The organism is Lacisediminihabitans changchengi, assembly GCF_016634425.1.
Classification (GTDB): Bacteria; Actinomycetota; Actinomycetes; order Actinomycetales; family Microbacteriaceae; genus Lacisediminihabitans; species Lacisediminihabitans changchengi.
In genome coordinates, this window is record NZ_JAEPES010000002.1 from 187106 (window position 1) to 206024 (window position 18919).

At 66.5% G+C, this 18919-nt stretch carries 17 protein-coding genes; 13 read left to right on the plus strand and 4 right to left on the minus strand.

Annotated features, from left to right (window positions below):
• Window positions 1-4: 4 nt before the first annotated feature.
• Genes IV501_RS06395 through IV501_RS06410 form a run of 4 tightly spaced genes read left to right on the plus strand, consistent with a single transcriptional unit; the run spans window position 5 to window position 4492 of the window.
• Window positions 5-649: a TetR/AcrR family transcriptional regulator gene (locus IV501_RS06395; protein WP_200555621.1), complete on the plus strand. Its 645-nt coding sequence runs from the start codon at window positions 5-7 to the stop codon at window positions 647-649.
• On the plus strand, window positions 646-1902 hold the full coding sequence (locus IV501_RS06400) for an MFS transporter (protein WP_200555622.1): 1257 nt from the start codon (window positions 646-648) through the stop codon (window positions 1900-1902). The genes IV501_RS06395 and IV501_RS06400 overlap by 4 nt, the downstream gene beginning before the upstream one ends.
• Window positions 1902-3149 carry an alanine racemase gene (locus IV501_RS06405; RefSeq protein WP_200555623.1) on the plus strand — a complete coding sequence of 416 codons (1248 nt, stop codon included), beginning with the start codon at window positions 1902-1904 and terminating at the stop codon, window positions 3147-3149. Before IV501_RS06400 ends, IV501_RS06405 begins: the two co-directional genes overlap by 1 nt.
• The gene (locus IV501_RS06410; protein ID WP_307812213.1) at window positions 3146-4492 is read left to right on the plus strand and encodes a D-arabinono-1,4-lactone oxidase; all 1347 of its coding nucleotides are present in this window, start codon (window positions 3146-3148) and stop codon (window positions 4490-4492) included. Before IV501_RS06405 ends, IV501_RS06410 begins: the two co-directional genes overlap by 4 nt.
• Before the next feature lie 128 nt (window positions 4493-4620).
• On the opposite strand, the gene IV501_RS06415 is transcribed toward IV501_RS06410, so the two are convergent.
• Together IV501_RS06415 and IV501_RS06420 are read right to left on the minus strand one after the other, a co-directional pair.
• Window positions 4621-6531 (minus strand): APC family permease, encoded by a 1911-nt coding sequence (locus IV501_RS06415; RefSeq protein ID WP_234698343.1) that lies wholly within the window; start codon window positions 6529-6531, stop codon window positions 4621-4623.
• 12 nt (window positions 6532-6543) lie between these two features.
• On the minus strand, window positions 6544-7074 hold the full coding sequence (locus IV501_RS06420; protein WP_200555625.1) for an adenine phosphoribosyltransferase: 531 nt from the start codon (window positions 7072-7074) through the stop codon (window positions 6544-6546).
• 189 nt (window positions 7075-7263) lie between these two features.
• On the opposite strand from IV501_RS06420, the gene IV501_RS06425 reads away from it, so the two are divergent.
• Together IV501_RS06425 and IV501_RS06430 are read left to right on the plus strand one after the other, a co-directional pair.
• Window positions 7264-7833 (plus strand): LemA family protein, encoded by a 570-nt coding sequence (locus IV501_RS06425; protein WP_200555626.1) that lies wholly within the window; start codon window positions 7264-7266, stop codon window positions 7831-7833.
• 12 nt (window positions 7834-7845) lie between these two features.
• Window positions 7846-8754 (plus strand): M48 family metalloprotease, encoded by a 909-nt coding sequence (locus tag IV501_RS06430; protein ID WP_200555627.1) that lies wholly within the window; start codon window positions 7846-7848, stop codon window positions 8752-8754.
• Here the strand turns inward: IV501_RS06430 and IV501_RS06435 are convergent.
• Complete coding sequence (locus tag IV501_RS06435) at window positions 8751-9953, minus strand: winged helix-turn-helix domain-containing protein (RefSeq protein ID WP_200555628.1); 1203 nt, start codon at window positions 9951-9953, stop codon at window positions 8751-8753. The two genes, IV501_RS06430 and IV501_RS06435, sit on opposite strands and share 4 nt — an antisense overlap.
• 25 nt (window positions 9954-9978) lie before the next feature.
• Window positions 9979-10650, minus strand: a complete 672-nt coding sequence (locus tag IV501_RS06440) for a phosphonatase-like hydrolase (protein ID WP_234698344.1) — start codon at window positions 10648-10650, stop codon at window positions 9979-9981.
• Window positions 10651-10749: 99 nt separating this feature from the next.
• Here IV501_RS06440 and IV501_RS06445 point away from each other — a divergent pair, with 99 nt between their 5' ends.
• The 7 genes from IV501_RS06445 (at window position 10750) to ilvA (ending at window position 18854) form a co-directional block, all read left to right on the plus strand.
• Window positions 10750-11877 (plus strand): TIGR03364 family FAD-dependent oxidoreductase, encoded by a 1128-nt coding sequence (locus IV501_RS06445; protein WP_200555629.1) that lies wholly within the window; start codon window positions 10750-10752, stop codon window positions 11875-11877.
• A 415-nt stretch (window positions 11878-12292) separates the two neighbouring features.
• On the plus strand, window positions 12293-13438 hold the full coding sequence (locus IV501_RS06450; RefSeq protein ID WP_200555630.1) for an ABC transporter substrate-binding protein: 1146 nt from the start codon (window positions 12293-12295) through the stop codon (window positions 13436-13438).
• A gap of 10 nt (window positions 13439-13448) precedes the next feature.
• On the plus strand, window positions 13449-14369 hold the full coding sequence (locus tag IV501_RS06455; protein WP_200555631.1) for an ABC transporter permease: 921 nt from the start codon (window positions 13449-13451) through the stop codon (window positions 14367-14369).
• Window positions 14366-15286, plus strand: coding sequence for an ABC transporter permease (locus IV501_RS06460; RefSeq protein WP_200555632.1), 921 nt, complete (start codon window positions 14366-14368; stop codon window positions 15284-15286). The genes IV501_RS06455 and IV501_RS06460 overlap by 4 nt, the downstream gene beginning before the upstream one ends.
• Window positions 15283-16377 carry an ABC transporter ATP-binding protein gene (locus IV501_RS06465; protein ID WP_200555633.1) on the plus strand — a complete coding sequence of 365 codons (1095 nt, stop codon included), beginning with the start codon at window positions 15283-15285 and terminating at the stop codon, window positions 16375-16377. The genes IV501_RS06460 and IV501_RS06465 overlap by 4 nt, the downstream gene beginning before the upstream one ends.
• A gap of 58 nt (window positions 16378-16435) precedes the next feature.
• Window positions 16436-17611, plus strand: a complete 1176-nt coding sequence (locus IV501_RS06470; RefSeq protein WP_200555634.1) for an AI-2E family transporter — start codon at window positions 16436-16438, stop codon at window positions 17609-17611.
• Complete coding sequence (gene ilvA / locus IV501_RS06475; RefSeq protein WP_200555635.1) at window positions 17604-18854, plus strand: threonine ammonia-lyase; 1251 nt, start codon at window positions 17604-17606, stop codon at window positions 18852-18854. Before IV501_RS06470 ends, ilvA begins: the two co-directional genes overlap by 8 nt.
• Window positions 18855-18919 lie beyond the last annotated feature (65 nt).

An 18919-nucleotide genomic window follows, 5' to 3' on the forward strand; every position in this document is an offset into this window, starting at 1 on the left:
CTGCATGGCCCGCCTGTCTGCGAACGACCGTCGCTCCGCACTGGTGAACGCGGCGCTCACCGTGATTGCCCGAGATGGCGTGCATGCCGCCACCACCCGCGCGATCGTCGCCGAGGCAGACATGTCCCTCGCCAGCTTCCACTACGCCTATCGCTCGCGGGACGAGCTCATCCGTGCGGTCATCGCGTTCGTGGTCGACCAGCAGGAGGATGTCTCGCTCGCCGCGATCGCGCCGCTCGGCGATGTACGCAGCACCGTTCGTGCGGCACTGCAGGCATACTTCGACCTGCTGAAGCAGCACCCGGAGCGCGAGCAGGCGATGTTCGAACTCATGCACTATTCGATGCGCACAGCCGAGCTCGGCGCGCTGCCGGCGGTGCAGCACGGCAGCTATCTCAGCGCTGCCGCCGGACTGCTCGAGGCCGCGGTGCCGCTGCTCGGCATCGCCTGGAGTCGCCCGGTCGATGAGGTCGCGCGCATTCTGGTCGCGCTCACCGACGGTCTCACCTACGCCTGGCTGGCCGACCGCAACGATGCGGCGGCGGCCCGTTTGATGGAGTTCATGGCCGACACGATCGCGTCGTTCGCGACGACTGCGCCGGGCGCCGGCAGCACGAGCATTACCCAGACTCACGGAGGAGCACAGTGACCGTCGCGCTCTTCGCCGAACCGAAGACCAAGGTCTCCGGTGCCTGGATCGCACTGTTCGCGACCGCCTGGCTCGGGATCTGGATGGCGCAGCTGACGCCGATCCAGCTGCTTCTGCCCACGCAGGTCGAGCAGGTGAATGCCCGCCTCGGATCGACGGACTGGATCGCCAACGTCGTGGCGTTCGGCATCGTCTCCGGAATCGCCGGCGTCTGCGCGCTCGTCGCATTCCCGCTGACCGGCGCGCTGTCCGACCGCACCACCTCGCGCTTCGGCCGACGTCGGCCATGGATCATCGGCGGCGCGCTGTTGTTCGCGGTCGGGCTGATCCTGCTCGGCGCCCAGCGGAGCATGGTCGGTGTCGGCGTGTTCTGGTCACTGGCACTCACCGGCTTCTGCGTCCTCAGCGCCTCGCTCACCGCGGTCATCTCCGACCAGGTGCCCGTGCGCCAGCGCGGCTACATCTCCAGCTGGATCGCGGCCCCGCAGGCGATCGGCACCATCCTCGGTCTGCTGCTGGTCACCGTGCTGATGCTGTCCACCTTCGTCGGCTACACCCTGGTCGCCGTGTTGGTCGTCGCGTTGGTGGTGCCCTTCGCCCTGTTCGTTCCGGATGCAGTGCTGCAGAAGAAAGACCGCGAGCGACTGACGCTGGAGGCGATGATCGCGGGGTTCTGGATCAGCCCGCGCCAGCATCCCGACTTCGGCTGGACCCTCTCGAGCCGCATCCTCGCCAACTTCGGCAACGCCTTCGGCACGGCGCTGCTGCTGCAGTTTCTGCAGTACGGGCTGCACCGCAAAGACGCCGAAGACGATCTGATCATGCTGGTGCTGATCTATCTCGTCTTCGTGGTGGTCGCTTCGCTCGTCGGCGGCCGCCTCTCCGACAAGATCGGCCGACGCAAGCCCTTCGTCTTCGTCTCCTCCGCGCTGCAGGCAATCGCCGCGGTCATGCTGGCTCTCGTGCCCTCGTACGAGGTGGCGATGATGGCGGCAGGCATCCTCGGGCTGGGCTACGGTTGTTTTCTCTCGGTCGATCAGGCGCTCGCCACCCAGGTGCTGCCGGATGCCCACAGCCGGGGTAAAGACCTCGGGATCATGAACATCGCCACCGCCGTGCCTCAAGCCTTCGCGCCGCTTCTCGGCGCGCTCGTCGTTGCGGCGCTCGCCGGATTCGCCGGACTGTTCCTTCTCGCGGCTCTCGCCGCACTCCTCGGCGCGCTGGCCGTGCTCCCAGTGAAATCGGTGCGCTGATGACGATCACCCTCCGTCCGCAGACGAAGTCGCCCTGGACCCAGCCCGCGTCGTACTGGCCGATGCTCAGCGCGGCCACCGCCGAGCTCGACCCACCCTTCGGCGCGCTCTACCTCCCGGCGCTCGCTCACAACGCCTTCGAGATGCTGCGCCGGGCGAACGGCACCACGATCCGCGTCGCGAGCAAGTCCATCCGTGTGCGCGGCGTGCTCGACGCGGTGCTCGCCCTGCCCGGATATTCCGGCGTGCTCGCGTACACGCTGCCGGAGGCGCTGTGGCTCGCCGCCGGCGACGAGCAGCACCCACCGATCGAGGATGTCGTGGTCGGCTACCCGACCGTCGACCGGTCCGCGATCCGCCAGCTCGCCACCGACCCCGCGCTCGCCGCCCGCGTGACGCTTATGGTCGACTCGCCCGAGCAGCTCGACGTGATCGACGCGGTACTGGACCCGTCCCGCCGAGAGACCATCCGAGTCTGTCTCGAGTTCGACGCGTCCTGGAATTCGCGGCTTCTCGGGCACATCGGCACGTGGCGGTCGCCCGTGAGCAGCACCGCCGAGGCGCGACAGTTCGCCGAGGAGATCGTCGCTCGCCCCGGCTTCGCGCTCGTGGGAACGATGGCGTACGAGGGCCAGATCGCCGGGCTGATCAACGACCCGCCGAACGCGGCGATGGGCGCGCTCACCCGCTGGATCCAGAGGCAGTCGATCGCCGAACTCGCCGATCGTCGCGCAACGGTGGTGGCCTCGCTGCGAGAAATCGCCGACCTCGAGTTCGTCAACGGCGGCGGCACCGGATCACTCGAGAGCACCGGAGCCGAGGCAGCGGTCACCGAGGTCGCCGCGGGCAGCGGCCTGTTCGGTCCGCACCTGTTCGACCACTACACGCACTTCTCGCCGGCGCCTGCCGCAGCCTTCGCGCTTTCGGTCGTGCGCAAGGCACGCCCGGAAATAGCGACGTTGCTGGGTGGCGGATGGGTGGCATCCGGTCCGCCGGACGCCTCGCGACTGCCCCTGGTCGCCTGGCCGCGCGACACCAAGCTGGTGCCGCGCGAGATGGCCGGCGAGGTGCAGACGCCGCTCACCGGCCGCGGCGCGGCTGCCCTGCAGATCGGCGACACCGTCTGGCTGCGGCACACCAAGGCCGGGGAGCTGAGCGAGCACCTGAACGGTTTCGCCGTCGTCGACGGCGGCCGGTTGATCGGCGCGGAACTGACCTATCGCGGAGAGGGAAAGGTGTTCCTGTGAGCACAGAAACTACGCAAAGCCGGCCCGGCGTTCTCGCACCGGGAGGCATCTGGCGCAATTGGGGCCGGTCAGCGAGCTCCAACCCGACCTGGGTGGCACGCCCGACCACCGTCGGCGAGGTCGTCGACATCGTGAAGTGGGCCGGGGCGACCGGGCTCACCGTAAAGACGGTCGGCGCCGGGCACAGCTTCACCCCGATCGCGGCAACCGACGGGGTGCTGCTCGACCTCGGCTGGATCGAGGGCGTCGTCGCCGTGGATGAGGCGCTCGGCCAGGTCACTCTCGGGGCCGGGACGAATCTGCATCAGCTGCCGGACATCCTGCGCCCATACGGCCTCGCGCTGGCGAATATGGGCGACATCGATCGGCAGACCATCGCCGGGGCGATCTCCACCGGGACACACGGCACCGGGGCGGGCTTCGGGGGGCTTGCCACCCAGGTCGTCGGGATGACCTTGGTCATCGGCGACGGTTCGATCCTGCGGGTCACCGAGACCAAGAACGCCGAGTTGCTGCCCGCAGTGCGCCTCGGGCTCGGGGCGCTGGGCGTGATCGTCGACGTGACTCTTCAGTGCGTTCCGGCCTACCTGCTCAGCGCGGTCGAGCGGCCCGAGAATCTGGATGCCGTGCTCGCCGAGTTCGAGCAGCGCTCGACCGCGGTCGACCACTTCGAGTTCTACTGGTGGCCGCACACCGACGCGGTGTCGACCAAGTCGAACACCCGGCTGGCCGGCGACGCCGAACGGGCGCCGCTGCATCCGGTGGGGGAATGGTGGGAAGACCGACTGCTCAGCAACGGCGCCCTATCGCTGATGTGTGCGGTCGGGCGCATCGCGCCGAGCGCGACGCCGGCGATCAATCGGCTGGCTACCAAGCTGGTCGGCAACCGCGACTTCACCGATTACTCGCACCGGGTATTCGTGAGCCCGCGCACGGTGCGCTTTCGCGAGATGGAGTACGCGATCCCTCGCGCCTCCGTTCCCGCAGCCTTGCGCGACATCCGTACCCTCATCGAGAACCGCGGATGGCGCATCTCCTTCCCCATCGAGGTGCGGGTCGCCGCGGCCGACGCCAACTGGCTCTCCACCGCCCACGGGAGGGACGCCGGTTACATTGCCGTGCACCGGCATTACCGCGACGACCCCGAGGAGTACTTCCGCGCGGTCGAACAGATCATGCGCGGCTACGGCGGGCGGCCGCACTGGGGAAAGCTGCACTACCAAGACGCCGGGTCACTGGCGCCGCTGTACCCGCACTTCGCGGACTTCGTCGCGGTGCGTGACCGCCTCGACCCTGGCCGCGTCTTCGCGAACCCCTACCTAACCCGAGTCCTCGGCGCGTAGTCGCCGGCGATGTTTTCGTCGGTCGAGTAGCGCCCGAGCGCCCGTGCGAGGACGCGTATCGAGGCCCTCCACGCGAAAGTTTCGATACGGCTGCTCGTACCTCGCGGCCTACTCAACCGGCAGAGGAATTACGAGACGTGTACCGAGGGCCGGCGCTTCATGTTCGGCTCCGACTCGCGCAGCACCTCGCGGGTCACCGGGGCGACATCCCCGACGCCGGTGATGAGGTATTTGAACAGATTCGAGATCGGGCTTCCCTCCGACCATTCGAAGTAGATGGTGGGGACGACATCCGTCTCATCGCGGATCCTCAGAAGCACAGCGGCGATGGTGTTCGGAATGTTGCCGCTGCGCACCTCGAGCACCCGATAGCCATGCTTGTCGACGCCGCGCACCACGAGGTCCTCCTCGAAGTCGGAGGAGTCCGACTTGTGCACCTCGAGGAAGATCACCTTGTCCTTCTCAGGTATGTGGCTGTGGTGCCGCTCGTCCTTGTTCTTGCTGTTGTACTCCTGCGCGCTGCCGTCGTCGGGCTCGTTCGCGATGATGCGGATGGCGCCGTGTGCGGCGTCCGCCCGGAGGTAGGCCACGGCCGGTTCGTCCAGCGTCACCGAGCTCGCCCGCAGCTGCAGTGACCGCTGCACCCGCGACACGATCGAGACGACCAAGATGCCGACGATGAACAGAGTCGCGATCCGGAGTCCATCGGGTCGCTCGATCATGTTGGCGATCGTCGTATAGACGAAGACGATGGAAACGACGCCGAACGCGATCGAGCGCTTGCGCTGGCGTTTGCGGATGGTCGACAACATCACCGCGACAGAGGCCGAGGTGATGAGTACCAGCACGCCGGTCGCGTATGCGCCACCCTGGGCGTCGACGTTCGCCTGGAACACGACGGTGATCAGGAAGGCGATCGCGGTGAAGACCAGCACGAGCGGCCGTACGGCGCGCGCCCAGTTCGGTGCCATGCCATAGCGCGGCAGATACCGCGGCACCAGGTTGAGGAGTCCCGCCATCGCCGATGCGCCGGCGAACCACAAAATGCAGATCGTGCTGACGTCGTAGACGGTGCCGAACGCGGAGCCGAGATACTCGTGTGCGAGAAAGGCCAACGCTCGACCGTTCGCCGGTCCGCCCGGTTGGAAGTCCTTCTGCGGGATCAGGATGGTGGTGACCAGGCTCGACACGATGAGGAAACCGCTCATTATCAGGGCTGACGTGGTGAGCAGGCGTCCCGCTCCACGAATGCGTCCGGTTGGTTTCTCGACCGTGTCGCTCGGATCCCCGGTGATCTGCGGCATCACGGCGACGCCGGTCTCGAAACCGGAGAGCCCGAGGGCGAGTTTGGGGAAGACGACCAGGGCAATCCCGACGACAAGAAATGGATTGCCGTGCTGGGTGCTGAGCGCCGTCCACCAATTTCCGACGTCTACCGGATGGATGATCACTTGGGCGACGGAGACCACCATGACGACGACATTCAGGCTGAGGTAGACCGCCACCAACACCACCGCGATCCCGATCGCCTCCTTGAATCCGCGAAGGAACACTCCGCCGAGGAGGGCGATCAAGAACAGGGTGAGCAGCACCTCGTTGCCGTGGAACCACGACGGGGCGAACGGATTCTCGATGGCGTGCGCCGAGGCATCCGCTGCGGAGAGGGTGATCGTGATCATGAAGTCGGTCGCGGCGAAGCCCAGCAGCACTAGAACGAACAGTTTCCCGGCCCACCAGGGAAGGAGTCGCTCGAGCATGGCGATCGAGCCGGAGCCCTTGAAGCTCTCGCGCGACACCCGCAGGTAGATCGGCAGCGCGCCGAGGAGCGTGAGTGCCACCAGCACGATGGTGGCGAACGGCGAGATCAGCCCGGCGGCCAGCGCGGCGATCGCCGGCTGGTAGCCGAGGGTGGAGAAATAGTCGACGCCGGTGAGGCACATCACGCGCCACCAGGAATGCGTCTTGTGGACTACCTCGATGTGCGGTCCCTGGTGCTGGCCCACCTGGTCCGACAGTCCGCCGAGAAACCAATTCGCCATCCGACCGGCCATCTAGACGACCTGCAAGCTCTGGATGTCGCGCCCCGGAAGTTTGTTCGCACCCGCAAGCGCGCTCAGCTCGAGTACCACCCCGATGCCCGCGACCGTCCATCCGGCGCGTTCGATCAGGGAGCAACTCGCGGCGAGCGTTCCTCCGGTGGCGAGCACATCGTCGATCAGCAGAACGCGAGTGCCTTTCGGCAGTTCGTCGTCGTGCACCTGCAGGGTCGCGCTGCCGTACTCGAGGTCGTAGTCCTCGGAGAGCACGGCGCGAGGCAGTTTGCCGGGCTTGCGGATCATGACCACTCCACGACCGGAGGCGTAGGCGGCGCTCGCCGCAAGAACGAAGCCGCGGGCTTCGACGCCGGCGATCACGTCGTAGCGTCCGGCGAAGGGTTCGAGGAGGGCGTCGGTCACCGCTCGCAGCGCGGGGCCGTCGGCGAAGACCGGGGTGAGATCGCGAAACGAGATGCCCGGGCTTGGAAAGTCGGGGATGACTCTGCTCAGTCGTTCCAGTGCCTCGCGGGCCGCGTCCAACGACATCCGTAATCTCCTCGTGCGGTGGGGATGGTGGGGCCGATTGCGCCGAACCACCGCCCGCCAATTCTGACACCAGAAGAGCGGGTAATGGTCGCCATGAGGCTGCTCGGAAGTTGCCCCGAAGCCCATGATCGCGGGGGAGGCGTTAGTTATAGTTATCGCAAAGCGCACGCCCATTGATAGGGAGCAGTAATGACCGGCACTCTGATTGCCATCGGGATCATCGTTCTTCTCATCGTGATCATCGGTATCTACCTGATCGCCACGTACAACTCGCTGGTCAAACTAAACGTGCGGGTCGATGAGGCCTGGAGCGACATCACGGTGCAGCTCAAGCGGCGTGCCGACCTCATCCCGAACCTGATCAACACGGTCAAGGGCTACGCCACGCACGAGTCCGGCGTGTTCGAAGCCGTGACGAAGGCCCGTGCGGCGACCATCAACGCCACGACGCCGGCCGAGGCATCCGTTGCAGAGAACCAGATGCAGGGGGCGCTCAAGAGCATCTTCGCCGTAGCGGAGGCGTACCCGCAGCTCCAGGCCAGCCAGAACTTCCTCGAACTGCAGGGCGAGCTGGTCGACACCGAAGACAAGATCCAGGCCTCGCGGCGGTTCTACAACGGTGGCGTGCGTGAGCTCAACACCAAGATCAAGACCTTCCCAAACAACATCTTCGCTCGCCGTCTCGGCTTCACCGAGCGTGAGTTCTTCGAGGTGGCGGATGCGGCGGCGATCGCCGAGCCGCCCCGTGTTCAGTTCTAACCGCAGGGCCGCATGTATCGCGCGATAGCGAAGAACAAGCGCAACACCGTCTTCATCATCCTGCTGTTTCTGGTGATCATCGGTGGTCTGGGATGGCTGGCCGGGTACGTCTACCGCAACGCTGACGGCTCCCTTAACTGGGGCATCATCATCACTGTGCTGGTCGTGGCGACTGGCTACGCGGTCCTCCAGTACTTTTTGGCCTCTCGTCTCGCCCTCGGGGTCGCCGGCGGTCACGAGATTCAGAAGGCCGACAACCCGCGGCTGTACCGCATCGTCGAGAATCTCGCCATCACCGATGGCCTGCCGATGCCGAAGGTCTACATCATCAACGACCCGGCACCGAACGCCTTCGCGACCGGGCGTGACCCCAAGCACGCCTACGTCGCCGCGACGACCGGGCTGCTCGACATCATGGACGACGACGAACTCGAGGGCGTCATGGCTCACGAGATGGGTCACGTGCAGAACTACGACATCCGGGTGTCGATGATCGTGTTCGGACTGGTCGTGGCCATCGGGTTCATCGCCGACATGCTGTTGCGTCTGTCGTTCTTCGGCGGTGGTCGCGACAACCGCGGGGGCAACAACGGCGGAAACCCGGTGATGCTCGTCATCGGCCTGGCCGCCATGATCGTCGCGCCGCTGGTGGCAGCCGGCGTTCAGGCCGCGATCTCCCGTCAGCGCGAGTACCTCGCCGACGCGACCGGGGCGATGACCACGCGGCATCCCGAGGGGCTCGCCTCGGCGCTGAAGAAGCTCGAGACCTACGGCCGTCCGGTGCGCAAGCAGAATTCATCGATGGCGCATCTGTGGATCTCCGACCCCAACAAGCCCGGCGTGATCTCCAAGCTGTTCAGCACGCACCCGCCGCTCGAAGACCGTATCGCCCGCCTGCAGAAGATCGGCGGCGGCTTCTAACGGAGGGCGGCGCGCACGTCGGTGGCGAAGTCGCCGCGGTCGGCCACCACCACGTCGTCGAGTCCCTGCCAGGCGGCGATCTGCCGCTGGAGCGGGGCGACGCGGGAGGCGTCGGCCGCGACATCCGCTTCCCGCCAGGCCGACTGCACCCGCAGCACGCCGTTCTGTCGGTCGCTCTTCAGGTCGATGCGGCCGACGATGGCGTCATCGATGAGCAGCGGCAGCGTGTAGTAGCCGTAGACGCGCTGTGCGGCGGGGGTGTAGATCTCGATGCGGTAATGGAAGCCGAACACGCGTAGCGCCCGGTCACGTTCCCAGACGACAGGATCGAAGGGTGACAGCAGCGCGGTCGCCTCGATCCGGCGCGGGATGCGGGCGTCGGGATGCAGAAAGGCCGGCCGATTCCAGCCCGGCACGGTCACCGGGAGCAGCTCGCCGTTGTCGACCAGGTCCCGTATCGCGGCCTTGGTGTCGTCCGTGCGCAACCGGTAGTAATCGGCGATGTCGCTGAGCGTGCCGATGCCGAGCGCGCGGCTGGAGCGGCGCACCAGCTCGCGGATGGCATCCGCCCGGGGGATGTTCGCCTCGACCACGCGCTGCGGCAGGATCTGCTCCGCCAACCCGTAGCTGCGCTCGAAGCGGGTGCGACCTGCCGTCGCCACTTCGCCGAACATGAACAGGAATTCGAGCCCGGTCTTCACATCTGACCAGCCCCACCACGGGCCCTTCCGCTCGTTCGACTCGTGTTCGATCTCGCTGGCCGCGAGAGGCCCGGTGGTTGCGAGTTCGGTGCGCAGCCAGTCCAGCATTGCGCCATGGTTGGCAACCCAGCCATCGGGCTTCGACGAGTATCTGGCCCGGTTCGCCTCCATGCGCCAGCGGAACAGCGGCCAGTCTTCTACCGGGATGAACGCGGCCTCGTGCGCCCAGAACTCCGTGTATTTCGAGGACTCGGCGTGTTTCGAGCGCCGGGTGAACAGCAGCGCGTCGAGCTTGGAGCGGTCGTATGCGCCCAGGCGGGCGAACAGCGGCAGGTAGTGGCTGCGCTCGAACACGTTCACCGAGTCGATCTGCAGCAGTCCGAGCTGCTCGATCATCAGGTTGAGCTGACGGGTACCCGGAGTCACCGTCCGCGCGCGGCCGAATCCCTGCGCGGCGAGGGCGATGCGCCGTGCGGCGACGGGGGAGACCTGCGTCATGCCCCCAACCTACCGACGACCCCCGTCAGCTCAGCTCGGGCAGCACAGGCAGATTGGCGACACTCTCCAGGATGTAGTCGTGCGGATGCTGCGCCAGCTCGTTCTTCGTCAGCTGCCCGGTGAGCACTCCCACGCCGACCGCGCCGGCGTTGCGCGCGGCGAGCAGGTCGACCACAGTGTCCCCGGCGGCGAGCACGGTCGCGACGTCGGTCACGCGGGTCTTCTCCATGGCGTGGTGGATCAGGTAGGGCGCCGGGCGGCCTGCTGCGACCTCGCTGCTGGTGACGACCGCGTCGAGCAGGTCGCCGACTTGCCAGCCGACGGTGTCCAGGATCGGGTAGGCCACGCCATCCGTGAATCCGGTGGTGAGGGCGATCTTGACGCCGCGACCCCGGAGGGTGCGGAGGGCATCCTCGACTCCGGGCAGGGCGATCGGCGGGGTGCGGCGGTACGACTCGGCGAGGATCTCACGAAACCGCTCGAAGCCGGCCGGGGCGTCGGCCGGCTCGCCGCCGCCGAGTCGGAGTAGCGCACCGATGGCGGTGAGTTTGTCCGCTCCCATCCAGAGCTGCAGGTCGCTCGCGGCGACGGTCGCACCGGTCTCACGAACGCTCTCGGCCAGCGCCTCGTAGACGAGGCCATGGTCGTCGATGGTGGTTCCGGCCATGTCGAGCGCGACGAGGGTGATCAGTGTCATGCACGTAGTCGACCACTCGCTGGTGAACCGTTCGTGAATGGTCGGTATCGGGCGGGGTGCCAGGGTGCGCCGGCCGCCGCCGTAAGTCAGGCTCGGGGAATGACCTCTGCCATCGCCTCGTCGGACCTTCTCGTCGTGGGGGCCGGCATCGTCGGTCTCGCTCATGCGTCGGAGGCGGTGCGCCGCGGGTTGAGTGTCACGGTGATCGATCGCGACAGCCGCGCTGTAGGCGCCTCGGTGCGCAACTTCGGGCACTGCTGTGTCACGGCCCAGTCGGGCGATCTCCTGGATCTCGCTCACGCCGCCCGTGAGCGCTGGGTAGAGTACAGCGCCTCGGCGGGCTTCTTCTCTGTGCAGTCGGGCGCGCTTACGGTCGCGCGCTCGGCGGAGGAGTTGGCGGTGCTGGGCGAGCTGTCGGCGTCCCGCGAGCCCGGCCGGGTGCTGGTGGTCTCGGCGGATGAGGTGCGTGGCGAGCTCTCGTCGAATGACCCGGCGATCCTGGGCGGGGCACATCTGCGTGACGACGTTCGGGTCGACCCGCGCGAGGCTGTCGGTGCTCTCGCCACCTGGCTTGAATCGCAGGGTGTGACTTTTCTCTGGCAGACCTCGTACTTCGGCCACGACGGCTCGCGGGCGCACACCTCGCGCGGGCCGATCGCCGCAGACCGCACCATCGTCTGCGTCGGTCACGACCTGGACTACCTCGAGCCGCAGCTGGCCGCAGAGAGCGGAATCGAGCGCTGCGGTCTTCAGATGACACGGATTCTTGCCCCGGGGGAGCGCCGCATCCGCCCGGCGGTGTTGACCGGAACCTCGATGCTGCGCTACCCGGCATTCACCGAGATGCCCGCTGCCGCCGCGCTCCGCGAGCGCATCGCGGCGGATGACCCGGATCTCGTCGAGGTCGGCGCGAATGTCATGTTCACCCAGCGCCCGGATGGCACGATCATCGCGGGCGACAGCCATCGCTACGGGGTGACCATGGACCCGTTTCAGTCCGAGCCGACGACGGATGTCCTCCTCCGCCGCCTCGCGCAGGTGCTCGGTGTCCCGGAGCGGGGTGCCGGCTCGCTGCAGGTGATCGAGCGCTGGCAGGGCATCTACGCGTCGAGTGCGAAGCAGCCCTACCTGGTCGCCGAGCTCTCGCCCGGTGTCACGGCGGTGTCGGTCACCTCTGGCGTCGGCATGACGATCTCGTTCGGACTGGCGCGCCGTTTCTTCGCATAAGCGTGGGCCGGAGTTCAGGAAAACCTGCAGAACGGTTAGCAGTTCTGCAGGACACGCGGCGCGAGGGACCACAGTTATTCAGGCTTTCCGTCGGAAGGGCTATTGGTTATGCAGGACAGCCTGCATAACCGGAGTCGCGAGAGTCGTGCACCGTGTGTCATGCGCCGCGCGAGCATCGAGCGCGCATCGACAGCCGACAGCCACTCGTCAACAATCCCGGGAACCGGGGGCCAAGTGCCGATCCCGGACACGCACCGGCAGCGAAATGAACGAGCTGTCCGCTTGGCGTTTGACTTCCGTTCACCTGACAGGACCTCGGACGACACCGAGGAGAACAACGATGCCTTGAGGCCGCCCCGGTATCCGACAGTTCGCACCACAGCGTGAACGACCGGAGCGAGCATCTGGAGGATAAGTGACCATCAAGCGTTTCATCGTCGGCACGGCGTTCGTCGCCGCCGTCGCGATCTCGCTCACCGCGTGCGCGAGCTCGACCACCCCGGCGAGCTCCAACTCGGATTCCGTCAACGCGAAGACGGCGACCTCGGCAGAAGACTTCGGCGGCCTCAAGGGACTCGTCGCGGCGGCAAACAAAGAGGGCCAGCTCAACGTCATCACGCTTCCCCCGTCGTGGGCGAACTACGGAAAGATCATCGAGGGCTTCGAGAAGAAGTACCCGAAGATCAAGATCAACTCGGCTAACCCCGACGGCTCCAGCGCCGACGAGGTTGCTGCAGCCAAGTCGCAGAAGGGCCAGACCACCGCGCCTGACGTCTTCGACATCGGCACCGCCGTTCTCAGCCAGAATCTCGACCTGGTCGCTCCGTACAAGGTGAGCAACTGGAAGGACATCCCCGACGACTTCAAGGATGCGTCCGGCAAGTGGTACTACGACTACACCGGCCTCATGTCCGTCGGCTACGACTCGAGCGTCATCAAGACCGCCCCGAAGAAGATGAGCGACCTGCTCGGTTCCGACTACAACGGCAAGGTCTCGATCAAGGGCGACCCGACGCAGGCGAACGAGGCGGCCTCCGCCGTCTACCTCGCCGCGCTGCAGAGCGGTGGCAAGGCCAGCGACATCCAGCCCGGAATCGACTTCTTCGCCAAGCTGAAGAAGGCGGGCAACTTCAAGCCCGTCACCCCGACTCAGGCCACGGTCGCCTCCGGTGAGACCCCCGTGGTCATCCAGTGGAGCTACAACAACCTGGCGTGGGGAAAGGCGGGCGGCTCGGCCGGCAACCCCAACTTCAAGACCGTGGTGCTTCCTGGCACCGCACTCGGCAGCTACTACAACCAGGCGATCAACGCGGATGCACCGCACCCCGCGGCCGCTCGCCTCTGGGAAGAGTGGATCTACAGCCCCGAGGTGCAGAACCTGTACCTGGCATCGGGCGCGTACCCCGCGACCCTGACCGCCATGGAGGCGAACAAGACCGTCGACGCCAAGGTGCTCGCGACCGTCGGCGCAGCGCCGAAGGACTTCGTGCAGCTCACCGCCGACCAGGCCACTGCGGCAGGAACACTGCTGACCGCCAAGTGGGCTTCGGCGATCGGCTAACGATCACACCATGACTGTCGCAACTCCGCTTGCGTCGGCCACCACCAGCGGCGCCGGGAAGACCTCCCGGCGCCGCAGCGTGGTCTGGCTCGGCCTCGTCCCCTTCGCCGCATACATACTGCTATTCCTCGCGGTCCCGGCCGTGCTCGCGGTGGGCAGCGGGTTCTTCGACAGCACCGGCAAGTTCACCGTCGCCAACCTCGCAGCCTTCGGCAACCCGCAGATCCTCGGGCACTTCTGGAACTCGATCTGGATCGCGGCCGTCACTGCGATCATCGGCGCGATCATCGGCGCCCTCGTCTGTTTCGCCCTACTCGGCACCAAGCCCGACAGCTTCCTCCGCACCACCGTGGACTCCGCCAGCAGCGTGCTCGCCCAGTTCGGTGGCGTGATGCTCGCCTTCGCCTTCATCGCCACGATCGGCGCGCAGGGCCTCATCACCAAGTGGTTGATCTCACTCGGCCTGGTGCAGAACGTCTTCAACAACTTCAACAACAACGGGGTACTTCTTTATCAGGTCGTCGGCCTGCTCATCCCGTACCTCTACTTTCAGGTCCCGCTCATGGTGATCACCTTCATGCCCGCCATGGAGGGTCTCAAGTCCACCTGGGCAGAGGCGAACGCCACGCTCGGCGGCACCCGTGGAACCTACTGGTTACGCATCGGAATGCCGATCCTGGCTCCGGCGTTCTTCGGCAGCCTGATCCTGCTGTTCGCCAACTCCTTCTCGTCGTACGCCACCGCGGCGGCGCTGATCTCCTCGCAGGCGGTGATCACCCCGCTCGACATCAAGCAGCAGCTCACCAGCGAGACGGTGGTCGGTGTCTCCAACACAGCGGGCGTACTCGCCCTCGGAATGGTGATCGTCATGATCGTGCTGATGACCGGATACTCGGCCCTGCAGCGTCGGGCGTCAAGGTGGCAGCGATGATCTCGGCCAACGCAACCGCAGAGCTGATCGACCCGTCCGCGGTCGCCACCACGACACCGAGTCCCGGGCCGCTGAAAATCAGTCGAGCCCGTTTCGCAGCTGAACCGACGCGTGTCACACGCAGCATCATCCTGATCGTCGTCGGCATCGTCTTCGTCGTGCCGATCCTCGCCATGATCGAGTTCTCGTTCCGCGTCGGCCAGCCGGTGAACAACGTGCAGGCTTACGGCTTCCAGCATTACCTCGCGATCTTCGACCCAGCGAACAACCAGGCATACGCCAACCTGTTCCAGGGCATCGTCAACTCGCTGGGCATCTGCGCCATCACGGTCGCCATCGTGCTCGTGCTGTTGCTTCCGACCATGATCTTCGTCGAACTCAAGTTCCCGAAGCTGCGCCGGGTGCTCGAGTTCATCTGCATCATCCCCGTCACGATCCCCTCGATCGTGCTCGTCGTCGGCTTCGTGCCGGTGTACTCCGTGGTCGCGCAGGTGTTCGGGAGCTATCCCTGGACCATGGCCTTCGCCGTCGGCATCATCGTGCTGCCGTATGCATATCGTCCGATCGCCGCGAATCTCGCCGCGGTCGAGGTGGTCGTGCTCAGTGAGGCCGGTCGTTCCCTCGGTGCCGGCTGGGGTCCGGTGCTCCTCAGAGTCATCCTGCCCAACCTGCGCCGGGGCATCCTGGCGTCCTGCTTCATCACCGTGGCGGTGGTGCTCGGCGAATACACCATCGCTTCGTTCCTCAGTCAGAACACATTCCAGACGGCGCTGGTGCTCGTGCAGCACACAGACCCCTTCGTCGCCGTGATCTTCGCGGTGCTCGCCCTCGTGTTCGCTTTCGTTCTCCTTCTGCTCATCGGCCGCCTCGGATCTCTACGTCGTGGCGGCACCCGACTCTCCCGGAGGTCAGCATGACCGTCACCCGCCCCACCAGCAGCACCACCACGACGTCGACCCTCGCGCCACGTGACGGCGCGACCGTCGAACTGATCAATGTGGTCAAGGACTACTCCGGGCATCGTGCGCTCTCCGGCGTGAACCTGTCGATGGCACCGGGGGAGTTCATCTCCCTGCTCGGCCCCTCCGGCTGCGGAAAGACCACCGTGCTGCGCGCACTTTCCGGGCTCGAGTCGATCTCCGACGGACGCATCATGATCGACGGAAAGGATGTCGCCCACCAGCCCGTCAACAAGCGTGACATCGGCATGGTCTTCCAGGCATACTCGCTGTTCCCGCACATGACCGTGCAGCAGAACGTCGAGTTCGGGCTGCGGATGCGCAAGGTGGATGCCGCGAACCGCCGTCTGCGCGCGCAGGAGGCCCTCGATATGGTGGGCCTCGGCCACCTGGGCGAGCGCTACGCGCACCAGCTCTCCGGCGGCCAGCAGCAGCGGGTCGCCCTGGCCCGCGCCTTGGTCACCCGCCCCCGCGTGCTGCTGCTCGATGAGCCGCTGTCCGCCCTCGACGCGAAGGTGCGCGTGCAGTTGCGCGACGAGATCCGCCGCATTCAGACCGACCTCGGCATCACCACGCTCTTCGTCACCCACGACCAGGAGGAGGCTCTTGCCGTCTCCGACCGGGTCGCGGTCATGCGCGACGGAAACATCGAGCAGGTCGGCACCCCGGAAGACCTCTACACGCAGCCGGCGACCTCCTTCGTCGCGACCTTCGTCGGCCTCAGCAACCCGGTCGACGCCGAACTCGTCGGTGACGCCGTGACGGTGTTCGGGATGTCCCTCCCGCTGCTGGGAACCGGACCTCGCGATGGAGCCGTCACGGCGTTCATCCGCCCCGAGGACATCGCGTTGGCGCCGTCCGAACCCGCCACGGGCATCCCGGCCACGGTCGTCGTCTCCAGCTTTCTCGGCTCGCTCCGCCGCACGCAGGTGCGCCTCGACGATGGAACGCTGCTGTTCGTGCAACACGACGTGCAGGTGCGACCGCTCACCGGTGACCGTGTATCGCTCGTGCTGGCTGGTCGCCCGGTTGCGGTCAGTCCGCGCTGAGTGCAACCGCCGCGATCACATACGGCAACCCGCATACACGCGGTCGTAGACTGACCCGATGACGATCGGAAGTCGCAAGCGCACGCCCGCCGCGGTGGCGTCGGTCGAAGCGCATGAGACCAGAGATCGCGCAGAGGCCACTCTGCCGGTGGGTATGCGCATTGCTGCCGCCTGGTCGTGGCGCCTGCTGCTCGTCGCCGGCGTCGTCGCGCTGTTCATCTTCTTGATCGGGCAGCTCCGCGAGATCGTGGTGCCGTTCATGGTCGCCACCCTGCTCGCGGCGTTGCTCGTTCCGTTCGTCAAGTTCTTGCAGCGCCATCGTTGGCCGAAGGGGCTCGCGGTCGCCGTGGCCGAGGTCGGGCTGCTCGTCGTCGTCGCCGGTCTCGTGGTGCTGGTGGTGTTCCAGGTGCGCGACGGTTTTCCCGACCTGCAAAAGCAGAGCGTGCAGGCGTACAACCAGTTCAAGGAGTACCTGCTCCAGTCGCCGCTCCATCTCACGAACTCCGACATCAACGACTATCTCGGGCAGGCGCTCACCGCCATCCAGAAAGACAGCCAGGCGCTTCTGTCGGGGGTCGTGTCGATCGGATCCTCCGCTGGCCACGTGCTGGCCGGCTTCTTGCTCACCCTGTTCGCCACGCTGTTCATGCTCATCGACGGCAAGGGCATCTGGTCGTGGATCACCCGCCTCTTCCCGCGCAAAGCACGTCCCGCGGTCGACGGAGCGGGAAGGGCAGGCTGGGTCACCCTCACCAATTTCGTGCGGGTGCAGATCTTCGTCGCCTTCGTCGACGCGGTCGGCATCGGCCTGGGTGCCTGGATCGTCGGACTGTTCTTCGGCGGCTTCCCCCTGGTGATCCCCATAGCCATCGCGGTCTTCCTCGGCTCCTTCATCCCGGTGATCGGTGCGGTGTTCACCGGTGTGCTGGCGGTGTTCGTCGCGCTGGTGTACCTCAACCCGCTCGCTGCGCTGATCATGCTCGGCGTGGTGATCCTGGTGCAGCAGATCGAGGGGCACGTGCTGCAGCCGTTCATCATGGGAACCGCGGTGCGCGTTCATCCGCTCGCCGTCGTCTTCTCCGTGGCGGCCGGCGGTTTTCTCGCGGGCATTCCCGGTGCGCTGTTCGCGGTGCCCGTCATCGCCACTCTCAACGTGATCGTCACCTTCATCGCGCGCGGCACCTGGCGCGAGACGACCGAACCCGACCTGAAAGACGTGGTCCTCGATGCCTGATGCCCTGCCCGAGCTCGTGATCACCGGCCCGACCCTCGCCGACTTCGAGGATGCCCGCGCGAGGGTCTCCGAGGCGATCGCCGTCACGCCCATGGAGAGTTCGCGCTTCCTGGCCGAGGTGCTCGGCTCGCCGGTCTACCTCAAGTGCGAGAACCTGCAGCGCACCGGGTCTTACAAGATCCGCGGGGCATACAACCGGATGTCGCTCCTCAGTGAGGAGGAGAAGACCCGGGGTGTGGTGGCGGCCTCGGCCGGCAACCACGCGCAGGGCGTCGCCCTCGCGGCACGTCAGCTTGGAATCAGCGCCACCATCTTCATGCCGGTGGGCGTCGCCCTGCCGAAGCTCCAGGCCACTCGCGATTACGGTGCCGAGGTAGTGCTCCGCGGCCACAACGTCGACGAGTCACTCAGGGCGGCCGCGGAGTTCGCCGCCAGTACCGGCGCCGTGTTCATCCCGCCCTTCGACCACCCGGATGTCGTGGCCGGCCAAGGAACGCTCGGCCTGGAGATGCTCGACCAGGTTCCCGACCTGCAGACGGTGATCGTGCCGATCGGGGGCGGCGGACTCATCTCCGGCGTCGCCAGCGCGCTCAAGCAGAAGTTCGCCGCCGAGGGCCGCACCGTGCGCATCATCGGCGTTCAGGCGTCGAACGCGGCCGCCTACGTGACCTCGCTGCGCAACGGAGCCGCCACCGAGATCCCGATCGCGTTCACCATCGCCGACGGCATCGCGGTGCGCAAGCCCGGCGCGCTCAACTTCGAGATCATCCGCGAATCGGTCGATGAGATCGTCACCGTCACCGATGACGACATCGCTCGCGCCATGCTGGTGTTGCTGGAGCGGGCCAAGCTGGTCGTCGAGCCGGCCGGCGCGGTCTCGGTCGCCGCCATCCTCACCGGCCAGGTGAAAGACAGTGGCACGACGGTCGCGATCCTGAGCGGTGGCAACCTCGACCCGATGATCATGGAGCGGGTGATCTCTCGCGGACTCGCGGCATCCGATCGGTACCTCAAGTTGCGGGTGATGCTGCCGGACCGCCCCGGGCAGCTCGCGCGCGTGGCCGAACTCATTTCCGAGGCGAACGCCAACGTCATCGAAGTGTTGCACACGCGGCACGGCCGCAATGCGCTGATCAGCCAGGTCGAGCTGGAGCTGAGCATCGAGACGCGCGGCCCCGAGCACGTGCAGCGCGTGCTGACCCACCTCATCGAGGCCGGCTACGAGCCCCGCATCGACATCTAGCCGACCGTTGGTTGAGCAGGCCGCGACGAAGGAGCAGCCGTATCGAAACCGCACCCGTGGTGGAT

Bases quoted from the DNA above. Each gene is read 5' to 3' on its own strand.
- IV501_RS06395 (WP_200555621.1), top strand. From the start codon at position 5: ATGGCCCGCCTGTCTGCGAACGACCGTCGCTCCGCACTGGTGAACGCG.
- IV501_RS06405 (WP_200555623.1), top strand. From the start codon at position 1,902: ATGACGATCACCCTCCGTCCGCAGACGAAGTCGCCCTGGACCCAGCCC.
- IV501_RS06415 (WP_234698343.1), bottom strand. From the start codon at position 6,531: ATGGCGAATTGGTTTCTCGGCGGACTGTCGGACCAGGTGGGCCAGCAC.
- IV501_RS06420 (WP_200555625.1), bottom strand. From the start codon at position 7,074: ATGTCGTTGGACGCGGCCCGCGAGGCACTGGAACGACTGAGCAGAGTC.
- IV501_RS06425 (WP_200555626.1), top strand. From the start codon at position 7,264: ATGACCGGCACTCTGATTGCCATCGGGATCATCGTTCTTCTCATCGTG.
- IV501_RS06430 (WP_200555627.1), top strand. From the start codon at position 7,846: ATGTATCGCGCGATAGCGAAGAACAAGCGCAACACCGTCTTCATCATC.
- IV501_RS06435 (WP_200555628.1), bottom strand. From the start codon at position 9,953: ATGACGCAGGTCTCCCCCGTCGCCGCACGGCGCATCGCCCTCGCCGCG.
- IV501_RS06440 (WP_234698344.1), bottom strand. From the start codon at position 10,650: ATGACACTGATCACCCTCGTCGCGCTCGACATGGCCGGAACCACCATC.
- IV501_RS06445 (WP_200555629.1), top strand. From the start codon at position 10,750: ATGACCTCTGCCATCGCCTCGTCGGACCTTCTCGTCGTGGGGGCCGGC.
- IV501_RS06455 (WP_200555631.1), top strand. From the start codon at position 13,449: ATGACTGTCGCAACTCCGCTTGCGTCGGCCACCACCAGCGGCGCCGGG.
- IV501_RS06460 (WP_200555632.1), top strand. From the start codon at position 14,366: ATGATCTCGGCCAACGCAACCGCAGAGCTGATCGACCCGTCCGCGGTC.
- IV501_RS06465 (WP_200555633.1), top strand. From the start codon at position 15,283: ATGACCGTCACCCGCCCCACCAGCAGCACCACCACGACGTCGACCCTC.
- IV501_RS06470 (WP_200555634.1), top strand. From the start codon at position 16,436: ATGACGATCGGAAGTCGCAAGCGCACGCCCGCCGCGGTGGCGTCGGTC.
- ilvA (WP_200555635.1), top strand. From the start codon at position 17,604: ATGCCTGATGCCCTGCCCGAGCTCGTGATCACCGGCCCGACCCTCGCC.